Raw genomic sequence first — 11,784 nt, forward strand, 5'->3', positions numbered from 1 at the left:
AGACGCGGGATGTAAGCAAAGCGCAGCGAGGCGAAAAGGTAGCGAAAAGCGGCTTTCTCATGGGCCGGGGGCGGGGTAGCGTAATCCCGAACCCGGCAAATGAGGCTAATTTAATGAAACAAGCAATCAAGATCCTGGCGCTGCCCTGCATGGGCATGGCGCTATTGTTCAGCGCGAGCGCGATGTCGGCGCCTGAGAAGCCTGCGGCCAACGCGTTGCCGCCTTTGATGGATGCGCCGATGCGCATGCCGCCTTTCCCGGGCGGGCACCCGCCCAAGCCGGGATTCTGCCACGGCGGCGAGCTGTTCTGCGCCACCTCGGCCAGCGACAATCCGGTGGAAACCATCAACAAACTGACGGCGGTGATCCCGGCGGGCAGCGCCAAACATTACGAAGTGCGCGTCGCGGTGGTGGCCGTGCCTGACGCGCCGCCTGCGCCTTAACGGGCCCTGTCATCCCGTCCTGGCCTGGGGGCGCCAGGCGCGTTAGGCTAAGGAGAGCGGTTCTCGGGAGGCGGGATGACCCCTTTATCACAGCTGCCTTATCTCCAGCCCGGCGATCGCGCGCTGTTGTTCGACGGCGAATGCAATCTGTGTCACGGGCTGGTGAGATACCTTATTCGCGCCGATCGGCAGCGGCGCATTCTGTTGGCGACGGTGCAATCCGTCGAAGGGCAGGCGATCCTGCAGGCGCTGGGATTGCCGACCGATCGATTCGATTCCGTGGTCTATGTTGAGCAGGGGCGCTGTTGGCTACGTTCGGCGGCGTTGTTTCAGGCGCTGCGCCAAGTGGGATGGCCGTACCGCGCGCTGGCGCTGGCGCGTTACCTGCCGCCGCGACTGGCGGACAAGGTCTATGATGCGGTCGCCGGCAATCGCTACCGGCTGTTTGGCCGCAACGACGGCAGCGGCCTGCCGGGCGCCGATCAGCCCGGGCGCTATCTGTCTCGGCGGCGGGAGCCGCCGGCCTGAGCTTTACGCTTCTTTACCATCCAATCGCTTGAAATATCAGCACTCCAACTCCATATAATGGAACGTTCAACCAACAAGGAGCGCGTATGGGAATCAGTGAAGAAGAGCGCATTCGCCGTTTGACCCAGGAGAAAAACGACATGGGCAATACGGCGAAATGGGTGGCGATCGTTTCCGCCGTGTACTTTGCCTTGATGGTGTTTTACGGCCACCCGACCGGCGTGTTGGCGATGTCGGGCGCGGTGTTCATCGTGTCGACCACTACCTGGCTAAAGAAGCGTCAGAAGGTCAAATCTTATCGCATGGCATTGGCCAAAATCAGCGACGATCAGCCCTGATAGTCGCCGCGCTTTAGTGTGTACACCAGGCTCGGCGCCGCGCCGGGCACGTCATCCAGCGTATCCACCCGCCGCATGCCGATCTTTTCCAGCACTCGCCACGACGCCTGATTCTCCGCTCGCACAATGGCGGAAATTTCCTCCATCGCCAATCCGACAAAACCATATTGCAGCGAAGCCCGCGCCATCTCGGTGGCCAACCCCATGCCCCAGACGCGTGTATCGAATCGATAGCCGAGGTTCACGGTGCGCTGCGCGCCGAGCGGTTTCCAGGACAATCCGCCAAAGCCGATAATCCAATCCGGCCGTTCGCGCAGGGCGATCGCCCAGGAACCGTAACCGTGTTGTTGCCACCCGGAAATCCTCTCTTGCAGCGCCGAGGCGGCCTGCGCTTCGCTGGTGAGCGGGCCGGCGGGATTGAAACGCTGGGTTTGCGGATCGCCGAAGATGGCGTAGAAACGTTCGAGATCCGCCATCACTGGCGGGCGCATCTGCAGGCGTTCGCTGAAAAAAGGGTCTGAAGGAGTAAGGCTCATCATCGTTTCTCCCGGCTGGATAAATGAACAGTGTTCACTGTAGACCAGATTGGTGAAACGGGAAATCCCCCTCTGCGGGTGAGAGGGGGCGAAGGGAATTACAGGAAGGAGTCGTCGTCGTCGCTGTAATCGTCGTCGGCGTAATCCGTGTCGTCCTGATAGCTGGCGTTCTGGAAGCCGTTGTCCTGGTTCAGGAAGCTGCCACCATCGCCGTTGTTGAAGGTATCGAGGTTGTTGGAGGCGTCGAAATTGCGCATTGCGCTGTCGTCCAGCGGCGCCGGGGTTTCCTCGATAATATTTACGATTTCCTGTGGTTGCGAATGGCGGAACATGCCGGTCAGCATGTCGGCCAACACCACGCCGCCAGCGACGCCCGCCGCCGTTTGCAAGGCGCCTCCCAGGAAGCCGCCGGCGCGTGAAGGCGCCGCCTGCTGCGGTTGGGCATAGGCAGGCTGCTGCTGTTGCGTGTAGCCCCCCTGCTGCGCGTTGTTCCAGGCCGCCGTATTTTGCTGCTGTGCCTGATACTGTTCGCGCGGGCTTGGCGTGCGGCTGCCGCCGCCGAACAGACCGGCCAGGAAGCCGCCGCTGCTCTGCTGGCCGTTGGCGGTTTGCTGCAGCTGTGCCACCTGAGCCTCCAGCTCTTTGACCCGCTGATCCATCTGCTTGAGCGCCGCCTCCTGAATAATCATCGCCTGCGCCATGTAATAAGGGGCGGAAGGCTGCTCGCGAATATGCTGGTTGATTTGCTGCTCTGCCTGGAGATCCCGTGGGCCCGTCTTGGTCTCGGCGTCTTTCAGGCGGCCAAACAGACCATCGATAAGGCGTTGTTCTTCGGATTGCATAGGAGTACCTCAGGAGATAAATAACGGTGCTGGATGATCATTATCATCGGTATTAATCACCCTAGCGCGTTTACATGAACCAATAAATAAATGGCGGGTAAACTTGCCTATGAATTTGTTACCAATTGCGGCAGCGGGATCAGCATCACCAGCTTCAGACCGGCGTGTTCTGCCGGGTGGAAGGTCAGTTGGCGATAGCGCAGTGCGCCTTGCCGAGAATGCTCGAACGCTCTTTCGCCGCCTTCGCGCGCCATGACGTCATGTTGCTTCCACCAGTGATTAAAGTCCGCGCTGTTGTGCGTCATGTTGCGCACGAAGGCGCGCATCTCTTCGGTATTTTGATGATGGCTGGTCTCGGCGCGAAACTCGGCCACCACGCGGCGAGCGCGTTCCTCCCAATCGCTGACCAGCGTTTTCGCCAACGGGTGGAAGAACATGAAGTGCAGCAGGTTGGGGCTGTTGGCCACATCCAGCCAGCCGCTGAACAGCGCCGCCGCCTGCGGGTTCCAGGCGACGACGTTCCAGGTCACGTCCAGCAGGTAGCAGGGCACCGTCATCTGGTGCACGCTTTGCAGCACCGCGTCGTTGGCGGTTTCGCGGTGTGTTTCCTGCTCGGGGTCGGCGACGCGCGCGAGGGTAAACAGGTAGTGGCGTTCGGCCGGGCCGAGCCGCAGCGCCTTGGCGATGCGGGCCAGCGTATAGGGGGAAATGGATACCTCGCGGCCCTGTTCGATCCAGGTATACCAGGTGGCGCTGATGCCGCTGATTTGCGCCAGCTCTTCGCGCCGCAGGCCGCTGGTGCGACGGCGCGAGGAGCTGGGCAGGCCGAGCATTTCCGGCGTGATGCGTTCGCGGTGCGCCCGCAGGAACGCGCCGAGGGCCTTTGGCCCGGATAAGGCTTCTGATGACATAGCGTGGTACCTATTTATACCAGGATAACTGCTCATATTGTACCCGTATAGTAGCCTGATTATAGTAGCCGAAAGCCTTCAGGCACAGGCGCAAGCCGGATAATAACGGGAGCAAACATGAGCATCAGCGACAGCCATAAAAACGCGGTAGACCGGCAGTTCGGCGAGCAGGCCAACGCCTACTTAACCAGCGCGGTACACGCGCAGGGCAAGGATTTGCAACGCCTTGCACAGTTACTGGAGCCGCACGCCGACGCGCGCCTGCTCGATCTGGGCTGCGGCGCCGGGCACGCCAGCTTCACGGCGGCGGCCAGGGTGGCGCAGGTGGTGGCCTACGATCTGTCGGCGCAAATGTTGGCGGTGGTGAAGCAGGCGGCGGCGGAAAAAGGTCTGAATAACATTCAGCTGCAGCAGGGCGTGGCCGAGTCTTTACCGTTTGAAGACGCCAGCTTCGATCTGGTCATCAGCCGCTATTCGGCGCACCACTGGCACGACGTCGGCCAGGCGCTGCGCGAGGTCAGGCGGGTACTCAAACCGGGCGGCAGAGCGATCTTTATGGACGTGGTCTCGCCGGGGCATCCGCTGCTGGATATCTACCTGCAAACCGTGGAAGTGCTGCGCGACACCTCGCACGTGCGCAATTATGCGCCGGGCGAGTGGCTGACGTTATTGACCGAAGCCGGGTTGGTGGTGCGTGAGGTGACGTCGGATCGCTTGATGCTGGAGTTCGGCAGCTGGGTGGCGCGCATGCGCACGCCGGCGCATTTCGTTACCGCGATCCGCGCGCTGCAGCAAAGCGTGTCGCAGGAGGTGGCGGCGCATTTCGCGATTCAGCCGGACGGCTCCTTTACCAGCGATATCATGATGTTTGCAGTGACGAAGGGCTGAAAGCAACGGGGCAGCCGATGAAGGCTGCCCCGTGAAACGCGATCGACTGCGATACGCTTATTTTTTGTCTTCCAGCAGGCAGCGGTAGATCAGGCCGCCGATAATGCCGCCGACCAGCGGCACCAGCCAGAACACCCACAGCTGCTGCAGCGCCCAGGTGCCCTGGAAGATCGCTACGCCGGTGCTGCGCGCCGGGTTGACGGAGGTGTTGGTCACCGGGATGCTGATCAAGTGGATCAGCGTCAGCGTCAGGCCGATCGCCAGCGGGGCAAAGCCTGCCGGCGCGCGCTTGTCGGTCACGCCGTGAATAACGATCAGGAAGAAGGCCGTCAGCACCAGCTCAATCACGATCGCGGCTTGCAGAGAATAACCGCCCGGTGAGTGTTCGCCGTAACCGTTGGAAGCGAAGCCGCCTGCGGTGGCGTCGAAACCGGCTTTGCCGCTGGCGATCAAATACAGCACCGCCGCTGCGGCGATACCGCCGATGACCTGAGCGATAACGTAAGGAATCACGTCTTTCGCCGCGAAACGGCCGCCGGCGAATAAGCCGACGGTGACCGCCGGGTTAAAATGCCCGCCGGAAATATGGCCGACGGCATAGGCCATCGTCACCACGGTCAAACCGAAAGCGAGCGCGACGCCGAGGAAACCAATACCCAGCTGTGGGAATGCCGCTGCCAATACTGCGCTACCACAACCACCAAACACCAACCAAAATGTGCCAAAAAATTCAGCAAAAAGTCGCTTTGACATAGATTCCATCCTGCGGAATAGACTAACGGGCGTTAGCACTAAAAACTATAGAACAGCTTTTTGAGTTCATGCAGATATTCTATAGAATTTTCTTAATGCACCTTGAATAACGGCGGTATTAAATCCCTGGTATTTTATTTTGTCTATGAGAAAAACACCGTTTTTCCCCGTGCCGACGCGCGTTTGCCGTTTTTTTTATCTTTACTATAAGAATTTACCCTAAGCAAAATGGCGGGCTATTTTCGGGCGGTTTTTTCCAGCGGTTTTCTCCATTCAATACGCTCAGGTTAATTGCTAATTTCTATTTGCCAGCCAACCTTATTGCTTGTTTTACATTTGACGCAGCGCCTGTTGTCATCTAAGTGTCATGCTAAATTAATATCTTCTTCTGCCTGATAACGCTTCATTCAACCTCGGGTAAAAACATGAGAATAAAATCGCTCTCCCTGCTGTTGGCTTCGCTGTTTCCTGTATTCACCTACGCTGCAGATATTGAGGTGGCGCGTTATGTGGTCGGCTTCCCCGGCGGGGAGCGCGTCGCCTATCAGGGGGCGTTTGCCAAGCATTTCCCGCAGGGGCTGCCGGTGGGGATCGGCTCAGGGCTGTCGTTCAATCGCAAGCAGGGCGACGATCTGGTGCTGACGACGCTGACCGATCGCGGCCCGAATGCTGATGCCCCTGCGGTGGGCAAGCAAGAAGCCAAGATTTTCGCCAATCCGCAATTCACGCCTCTGTTGATGGATATTCGTATCGGCGGCGGCAAGGCCGTGGCCGAGAATGCGCGGCCCTTGCATGACGAAAAAGGGCCGATTAGCGGGCTGCCGCTGCCGAGCGAGCTGATTGGTTCCACGAACGAAGTGGCGTTGAACGACGCGTTGCAACCGCTGTCCGGCGATCGCCGCGGGTTGGATACCGAAGGCATCATCGGTGACGGCAACGGCGGCTATTGGCTGTGTGACGAGTATGGCCCGTTTCTGATCCATGTCGACGGCAAAGGTAAAATCCTCGCCAAATATGGCCCAACGCCGCAGGCCGGCGAGCAGGCGGTGGCGAGCGGGTTACCGAACATCCTGAAGTGGCGCCAGCCTAACCGCGGTTTTGAGGGGCTGACCCGGATGCCGGATGGGCGCATTCTGGCGGCGGTGCAGAGCACGCTGGATGTCGACGGCAAAAGCAAAAACAAGGCGCAGTTTACCCGGCTGGTGAGCTTCGATCCGCGCAGTGGCAAAACCGCGATGTACGGCTATCCCATCGATATCGACCGCTATAAAAAAGCCAAAGACGCCAAAATTGGCGATGTCGTGGCGTTGGACAACCAGCGCATCCTGTTGATTGAACAGGGAACCGGTAAAGAAAAGACGATGATCAACAAGATCTATCTGGTGGATCTCGCGCAGGCCAGCGATCTGAGCGCGTTTGACGGCCAGGGTAAAGCGTTGGAGTTCGATGATGCGAAAGATCTGGCTAAACGCGGCGTGAAGCTGGCGCAGAAACGGGAAGTGGCGGATCTGCGTCAGTTGGGTTGGCGCCAGGAGAAAGCGGAAGGGTTGGCGCTGCTCGACGATCGCACGCTGGCGGTGATCAATGACAACGATTTCGGCTTGCAGGCGAAGCTGGTGGATGCGTCGCCAAAGAGCAAAAAAATCGGCGACTACCAGTTGGAGAAAGAAGGGCGGTTGAGCCTCGACGGCGACAAGACCGACGCCCGTATCGAATTGCGCCCTCTGGAGCAGCCGGAGTCGCTGAGCGAGCTCTGGGTGCTCACCTTGCCGCAACCCTTGAAGTGATCGAGAGGGGGCGGCAGCGCCCCCGTTTGCTTCAGGCTTGCGCGTGCCGCTGCGGCGCTCTGCCGCGCGAGATGCTCTCCCACACCGCCACCACCACCATGATCAGCGTCGTCAGGCCATTGACCATCAGCAGATCGGTTAAATAGGCGGCGGGGGCCAATACCGCCAACGCCAGCAGCCCAACCAGGTGCGACAGCGGGAAGCGGCGATACACCAGCCGTTTATACAGCGCGTTGGCGAACAGGTAGAGCGCCGGGCCGAGCAGCAGTACCGCCGCCGTGGCGTGTTGGATGCGGCCATCGGGATGGGCGATCACCAGCTCGTTGGCCACGGCGCAGACGATGATGGCACCCACCAGCGCGACGTGCACGTAGTGGAAATAAGCGCCCAGCTGGCCGGGGTTTTCCGCCTGGCTGATGGCGTGGCTGCCTGCTTTGCTGCTGGTGTCGAAGTAAACCCACCACATCGCCAGGCTGCCGAGAAAGGCCACCAGCGAGGCGATGAGCACCGGCAGACTCCAGCTTTCCATCTCGCTCAGGGTGGCGCCGGTGATCAGAATGGTTTCCCCCAGCGCCACGATAACGAACAGCTGGCAGCGCTCCGCCAGATGGTGGCCTTCGATGGTCCATTCGCTGCTGCTGTCCGAGCGCCCCAGCACCGGCAGACGGAAGCCGAACATCGGCGAGACGTATTCGCACAAGACGGCGATCGCCCACAGCGCCAGGCGGGCGTTGCCTTCCTCCAGCCCACCGGCGATCCAGAAGACGGCGGAGATGCACAGCCAGCCGAGGATGCGGCGAAAGTTCTGTTTCAACGGGTGACCAGGCGCCAGCAGGCGCAGCACCGTGACAGAGCGGCCGACCTGAATGGCGACATAGAACAACGCGAAGATCAGGCCGCGCTCGCCAAACGCCTGTGGCAGCGCGGCGGCGGCGAACAGCCCCAGCAGCATGATCGCGAACAGCAGCAGGCGGATCTGACGGGTATCCGGATTGAACCAGTTGGTGACCCAGGCGGTGTATTGCCAGGCCAGCCAGACGGCGAACCACAGCAGCAGGGTTTCCAGCGCGCCGGTCAGCGTCAGGTGATGCAACAGATAGTGGGAGAGTTGGGTCACGGCGAAAACGTAGATCAGATCGAACAGCAGCTCGGAAAATGACACCGAAGCGCCCTGACCGTCACGCACGCGCAGCAGGTTTTGCGACATAAGCGTTCTTCCTTAAAAGGGTAAGCCACAAAATCAGCGTAGCTCAGCGCGCTCCGGCGGGTAAAAAATCTTAAATAGACGCGGCGCGCGCTCTTTCTTTCACCCTGTCTTTAATTGTTCATCAAATAGGGGTAAGGTGAAGCCTATAAAGCCACCCTCGCCTGAAAATACACACCCGCTCTTACTTCCTCCTTATTCTCCTCACAATGATTGATGTTCTTTACGTTGCATGACGTCCGTTTTCATTGGCTAGCGGATAATTAACATCACTGACAACGAGCTAATAAACAAGAACACCTGGAGTCAATCATGAAACTCATCCCAAGCATCGCAGCCGTATTGATCGCCGCCGCTTCCTTCTCCACTTTCGCCGCGCCGCTGTCGTCGGTGAAACAGGTCAACAGCGAGCAGGCCGCCAATCTGCAAAGCATCGGCGTCGTGTCGGTTTCCGGCATTAGCGGCTCACCGCATGATGCCATCACCGCCCTTAAAGAAAAAGCCGCGGCGGACGGCGCCAGCCATTATCGCATTATCGGTCTGGACACCCCCGGGGATTCCAGCAACTGGCGCGGCAATGCGGAAATTTATCGCTAAGCATCGGCTTTTTTACGCTTTGGCCGCGGCAACACGGTCAATAAAATAAACGGTCGTAATAATTATCTGGGTAGTCGGTGTATAAACGACTTATTTTCAGGTCATTATTACGGCCGTTTTTCTTTGCGTGCCGCTGATGAGGTTGCATTTTATTACAACTGTGTCTGCCGCTTTCGGAATCATGTTAATGATTACTTAAGAAATTCGGCTCACATTGAGGGCTTAACCCAAGGAGGCCTCAATGTTAAATGCGACCCGGCTGCAACTGATGAATCACTTCGCTTACCTGCAGCAATTTATGGCTTCACCGCGCACCGTCGGTACGCTGGCACCTTCTTCCCCGTGGCTGTGTCAGGCGATGCTGAACCAGATTGAATGGACCCGGGCGTTGTCGATCGCGGAACTGGGGGCGGCCGACGGGGTGTTGACCAAACGCATTTTGGGGCGGATGCGCGCCGATGCGGCGCTGGAGGCTTTCGAAATCCAGCCCCATTTCGTGCATCGGCTGCGCGGGATAGACGATCGGCGGCTGCAGGTGATGGGCCATTCGGCGACCCGGATGGCCACGGATTACGACGTGGTGTTTTCCTGCCTGCCGCTGCTGTCGATCCCGGTCAGGATCAGCGTGCGCATTCTTCAGCAGGCCCGGCAGCGGCTGCTGGCGCGCAACGGCACGCTGGTGCTGTTCCAATACAGCCACCTGTCGGAAAAATTGCTGTCGCGCTATTTTCACTGGAGGCGCCTGCGGGTGGTGCGCAACTTCCCGCCGGCGCTGGTGTATGTCTGTACGCCGCGTTAGCTACAGTTTTTTCTCCATCACCACCACCTCTTCGTCATGCTGCCGCCGGCGCTCCAGAGGTTGCCAACCCCAGCCGGCGTACAACGCTTCCGATTTGTCGGTGATGAGATGCAGAACCGAGTGATGGCGCTGCCGCGCCGCCTCGACGATGGCCATTTCAAGACGGTGGGCGATGCCCTTGCGGCGGTGATCGGGATGCACGAAGACGCCGGCCAGCCACGGGGTGAGATCCTGGCGCTGATGGTCGTCGCTGGGCCACAGGCTGGCCATGCCCACCGGACGATCGCCGTCGATCATCATCAGCGTCAGGTGATCGTCGCTTGGCCGGCTGCATTGGGCGAAACGCAGCTGGGTGCGCGCCAGCGAACCGCCGCGCTGTGAGCCCCATTGGCCGAAAGCCCAGGCGGCGCACACATCGGCAAACTGCGGGCACTCCGACAGCGGAATGATGCGTTGAGTCATGGCGGTCTCCCGGTTTTTTGCTGTTTCCCCCTCCTATTTAACCGATTTTTCCGCCATTTTTTTAACTTTTTAAAGCCGCTATTTTAGCGGTTTCACGGTGTTTCACCGCGTGCCCGGCACCGTTTCCCGGATTTCTTTTGGCAATCGCGGCGTGGGATTGCAAGTGCTAATGAGAGTGATTATCATGCGCACACTATTTCCCCCGTTTCGGCTCAATCATGCGCAATTCCCTCATTTTACTGCTGCTTTCCCTGTGGTTCGGCGTGTTCTCCGCCCAGGCGAAGACGGTGACCGATATCACCGGCCGCCAGGTCGCGGTGCCGGACAACCCGCAGCGCATCGTGGTGGGGGAGAGCCGCATGCTGTATACGCTGGCGCTGCTGGAGCCGGGCAACCCGGCGCAGCGCATCATCGGCTGGCCGGCGGATCTGGCGCGCTTTGATGCGCAAAGCTGGCAGCTTTATACGCAGAAGTTTCCCCAGATAGCCCAGATCCCCGTCATCAGCGGCAATAACTTTCGCCAGGTCAACATCGAAAGCCTGCTGCAGCTGAAGCCGGATCTGGTGATCCTGGCGCGCTACGCGCGTGAAGACGGCGACAACGATCGGCTGGTTTCCGCACTGAGCAAGGCCGGCGTGGCGGTGATCTACGTCGATTTGCGCATCGATCTGCTGAACAACACCGTGCCGAGCGTGCGGCTGCTGGGCGAAGTGCTCAACCGCCAGCAGCGCGCCGAGCAATTCATCACGTTTTATCAGCAGCATATGGCGGTGGTTCAGCAACGGCTGGCGGGCTATCAGGGACCGAAGCCCAAAGTGATGCTGCACCTGCATCTGGGGCGGCGCGACACCTGCTGCACCACCGCCGCGCACGGCAATCTCGGCGATCTGCTGACCTTCGCCGGCGGCGACAACATCGCCAACGCCAGCGTCAAAGGGGTGTATGGCGAACTGAACCCGGAAACCATTCTGAGCGCCAATCCTGACGTGTACCTCGCCACCGGCATGGCCGGCCCGCAGGGCAAACGGCTGTCCGATCTGCGCCTCGGGCCGCAGGTCAGCCCACAGGAGGCCGCCGACAGCTTCCGCCGGCTGATCGCCAAACAGCCGATGCTGACAAACCTGCAGGCGGTGAAAAACCACCGCGCCTGGAGCGTCTGGCACAATTTTTACCTCAGCCCGTACCATGTCGTGCTGGTCGAGATGTTCGCCAAAGCGTTTTACCCGGATCTGTTCGCCGACATCAACCCGCAGCAGACCTTCCAACAGCTGTATCAGCAGTTTTTGCCGTTACCTTTTTCAGGGACCTATTGGAGTCAGTTAGATAATGAATAACAACAAGCGCGGCTGGTGGTGCGCATTGCCTTTGGCGGCCTGCGCGACATCGCCGGCGTGGGCGGCGGAAAAAGCCGCGCCGCAGGAAGAGAACCTGGTGGTGGTCGGCCGCAAAGACGCCGACGGCGTGCAGAGCTATCAGCCGTTGACCAGCGTCACCGGCACCCGCAGCGAAACCAACCTGCTGAACGTGCCGCAAGCGATCGACGTGGTGCCGCAACAGGTGATTGCCGATCAGGCGGTCAGCAGCCTGGACGAAGCGCTGTACAACGTCAGCGGCATTACCCAGGCCAACACGCTGGGGGGCACCCAGGACGCGGTAATGAAACGCGGCTTCGGCGACAACCGCGACGGCTCCATTC

At 59.8% G+C, this 11,784-nt stretch carries 15 protein-coding genes; 9 read left to right on the plus strand and 6 right to left on the minus strand.

Annotation, left to right across the window (positions count from 1 at the left end; all coding sequences use genetic code 11):
- The first annotated feature begins 113 nt into the window (after positions 1–113).
- The 3 genes from ADK28_RS05915 to ADK28_RS05925 all read left to right on the plus strand — a co-directional run bounded on the left by ADK28_RS05915 (position 114) and on the right by ADK28_RS05925 (position 1,309).
- Positions 114–443: a hypothetical protein gene (locus tag ADK28_RS05915; protein ID WP_015376796.1), complete on the plus strand. Its 330-nt coding sequence runs from the start codon at positions 114–116 to the stop codon at positions 441–443.
- A 75-nt stretch (positions 444–518) separates the two neighbouring features.
- The gene (locus ADK28_RS05920; RefSeq protein ID WP_033641181.1) at positions 519–971 is read left to right on the plus strand and encodes a thiol-disulfide oxidoreductase DCC family protein; all 453 of its coding nucleotides are present in this window, start codon (positions 519–521) and stop codon (positions 969–971) included.
- A gap of 86 nt (positions 972–1,057) precedes the next feature.
- Positions 1,058–1,309, plus strand: coding sequence for a hypothetical protein (locus ADK28_RS05925; RefSeq protein ID WP_016928917.1), 252 nt, complete (start codon positions 1,058–1,060; stop codon positions 1,307–1,309).
- Here ADK28_RS05925 and ADK28_RS05930 read toward each other — a convergent pair.
- From ADK28_RS05930 to ADK28_RS05940, 3 genes are all read right to left on the minus strand, one after another.
- A complete protein-coding gene (locus tag ADK28_RS05930; RefSeq protein WP_033641180.1) occupies positions 1,300–1,848 on the minus strand; it encodes a GNAT family N-acetyltransferase in 549 nt (182 codons plus the stop codon). The two genes, ADK28_RS05925 and ADK28_RS05930, sit on opposite strands and share 10 nt — an antisense overlap.
- 95 nt (positions 1,849–1,943) lie before the next feature.
- Positions 1,944–2,687, minus strand: coding sequence for a DUF2076 domain-containing protein (locus ADK28_RS05935; RefSeq protein ID WP_033641480.1), 744 nt, complete (start codon positions 2,685–2,687; stop codon positions 1,944–1,946).
- A 107-nt stretch (positions 2,688–2,794) separates the two neighbouring features.
- On the minus strand, positions 2,795–3,598 hold the full coding sequence (locus tag ADK28_RS05940) for a helix-turn-helix transcriptional regulator (RefSeq protein WP_033641179.1): 804 nt from the start codon (positions 3,596–3,598) through the stop codon (positions 2,795–2,797).
- A 117-nt stretch (positions 3,599–3,715) separates the two neighbouring features.
- Here ADK28_RS05940 and ADK28_RS05945 point away from each other — a divergent pair, with 117 nt between their 5' ends.
- On the plus strand, positions 3,716–4,486 hold the full coding sequence (locus tag ADK28_RS05945; RefSeq protein ID WP_048795151.1) for a class I SAM-dependent methyltransferase: 771 nt from the start codon (positions 3,716–3,718) through the stop codon (positions 4,484–4,486).
- 57 nt (positions 4,487–4,543) lie between these two features.
- On the opposite strand, the gene aqpZ is transcribed toward ADK28_RS05945, so the two are convergent.
- The gene (gene aqpZ, locus ADK28_RS05950; RefSeq protein WP_004940529.1) at positions 4,544–5,239 is read right to left on the minus strand and encodes an aquaporin Z; all 696 of its coding nucleotides are present in this window, start codon (positions 5,237–5,239) and stop codon (positions 4,544–4,546) included.
- Positions 5,240–5,664: 425 nt separating this feature from the next.
- Here aqpZ and ADK28_RS05955 point away from each other — a divergent pair, with 425 nt between their 5' ends.
- Positions 5,665–7,026: an esterase-like activity of phytase family protein gene (locus ADK28_RS05955; RefSeq protein WP_048795152.1), complete on the plus strand. Its 1,362-nt coding sequence runs from the start codon at positions 5,665–5,667 to the stop codon at positions 7,024–7,026.
- 31 nt (positions 7,027–7,057) lie between these two features.
- Here the strand turns inward: ADK28_RS05955 and ADK28_RS05960 are convergent, their stop codons facing one another.
- Positions 7,058–8,233 carry a low temperature requirement protein A gene (locus tag ADK28_RS05960; protein WP_048795153.1) on the minus strand — a complete coding sequence of 392 codons (1,176 nt, stop codon included), beginning with the start codon at positions 8,231–8,233 and terminating at the stop codon, positions 7,058–7,060.
- A gap of 309 nt (positions 8,234–8,542) precedes the next feature.
- Here ADK28_RS05960 and ADK28_RS05965 point away from each other — a divergent pair, with 309 nt between their 5' ends.
- Positions 8,543–8,827, plus strand: a complete 285-nt coding sequence (locus tag ADK28_RS05965; RefSeq protein WP_004940519.1) for a YdgH/BhsA/McbA-like domain containing protein — start codon at positions 8,543–8,545, stop codon at positions 8,825–8,827.
- A 241-nt stretch (positions 8,828–9,068) separates the two neighbouring features.
- Positions 9,069–9,626: a class I SAM-dependent methyltransferase gene (locus ADK28_RS05970; protein WP_016928909.1), complete on the plus strand. Its 558-nt coding sequence runs from the start codon at positions 9,069–9,071 to the stop codon at positions 9,624–9,626.
- Here the strand turns inward: ADK28_RS05970 and ADK28_RS05975 are convergent, their stop codons facing one another.
- A complete protein-coding gene (locus ADK28_RS05975; protein WP_021504707.1) occupies positions 9,627–10,088 on the minus strand; it encodes a GNAT family N-acetyltransferase in 462 nt (153 codons plus the stop codon).
- 218 nt (positions 10,089–10,306) lie between these two features.
- On the opposite strand from ADK28_RS05975, the gene ADK28_RS05980 reads away from it, so the two are divergent.
- Positions 10,307–11,422 carry an ABC transporter substrate-binding protein gene (locus ADK28_RS05980; RefSeq protein WP_048795154.1) on the plus strand — a complete coding sequence of 372 codons (1,116 nt, stop codon included), beginning with the start codon at positions 10,307–10,309 and terminating at the stop codon, positions 11,420–11,422.
- Positions 11,415–11,784, plus strand: a 370-nt coding sequence (locus ADK28_RS05985) for a TonB-dependent receptor plug domain-containing protein (RefSeq protein ID WP_048795155.1), incomplete at its 3' end; no start/stop codon positions are given. The genes ADK28_RS05980 and ADK28_RS05985, both read left to right, overlap by 8 nt.

Source organism: Serratia sp. 506_PEND (genome assembly GCF_001076875.1).
Lineage (GTDB): Bacteria > Pseudomonadota > Gammaproteobacteria > Enterobacterales > Enterobacteriaceae > Serratia > Serratia marcescens.

What these genes read in the sequence shown, in the direction of transcription:
- ADK28_RS05915 (WP_015376796.1), top strand. Translation starts at nt 114, where the DNA reads ATGAAACAAGCAATCAAGATCCTGGCGCTGCCCTGCATGGGCATGGCG.
- ADK28_RS05920 (WP_033641181.1), top strand. Translation starts at nt 519, where the DNA reads ATGACCCCTTTATCACAGCTGCCTTATCTCCAGCCCGGCGATCGCGCG.
- ADK28_RS05925 (WP_016928917.1), top strand. Translation starts at nt 1,058, where the DNA reads ATGGGAATCAGTGAAGAAGAGCGCATTCGCCGTTTGACCCAGGAGAAA.
- ADK28_RS05930 (WP_033641180.1), bottom strand. Translation starts at nt 1,848, where the DNA reads ATGATGAGCCTTACTCCTTCAGACCCTTTTTTCAGCGAACGCCTGCAG.
- ADK28_RS05935 (WP_033641480.1), bottom strand. Translation starts at nt 2,687, where the DNA reads ATGCAATCCGAAGAACAACGCCTTATCGATGGTCTGTTTGGCCGCCTG.
- ADK28_RS05940 (WP_033641179.1), bottom strand. Translation starts at nt 3,598, where the DNA reads ATGTCATCAGAAGCCTTATCCGGGCCAAAGGCCCTCGGCGCGTTCCTG.
- ADK28_RS05945 (WP_048795151.1), top strand. Translation starts at nt 3,716, where the DNA reads ATGAGCATCAGCGACAGCCATAAAAACGCGGTAGACCGGCAGTTCGGC.
- aqpZ (WP_004940529.1), bottom strand. Translation starts at nt 5,239, where the DNA reads ATGTCAAAGCGACTTTTTGCTGAATTTTTTGGCACATTTTGGTTGGTG.
- ADK28_RS05955 (WP_048795152.1), top strand. Translation starts at nt 5,665, where the DNA reads ATGAGAATAAAATCGCTCTCCCTGCTGTTGGCTTCGCTGTTTCCTGTA.
- ADK28_RS05960 (WP_048795153.1), bottom strand. Translation starts at nt 8,233, where the DNA reads ATGTCGCAAAACCTGCTGCGCGTGCGTGACGGTCAGGGCGCTTCGGTG.
- ADK28_RS05965 (WP_004940519.1), top strand. Translation starts at nt 8,543, where the DNA reads ATGAAACTCATCCCAAGCATCGCAGCCGTATTGATCGCCGCCGCTTCC.
- ADK28_RS05970 (WP_016928909.1), top strand. Translation starts at nt 9,069, where the DNA reads ATGTTAAATGCGACCCGGCTGCAACTGATGAATCACTTCGCTTACCTG.
- ADK28_RS05975 (WP_021504707.1), bottom strand. Translation starts at nt 10,088, where the DNA reads ATGACTCAACGCATCATTCCGCTGTCGGAGTGCCCGCAGTTTGCCGAT.
- ADK28_RS05980 (WP_048795154.1), top strand. Translation starts at nt 10,307, where the DNA reads ATGCGCAATTCCCTCATTTTACTGCTGCTTTCCCTGTGGTTCGGCGTG.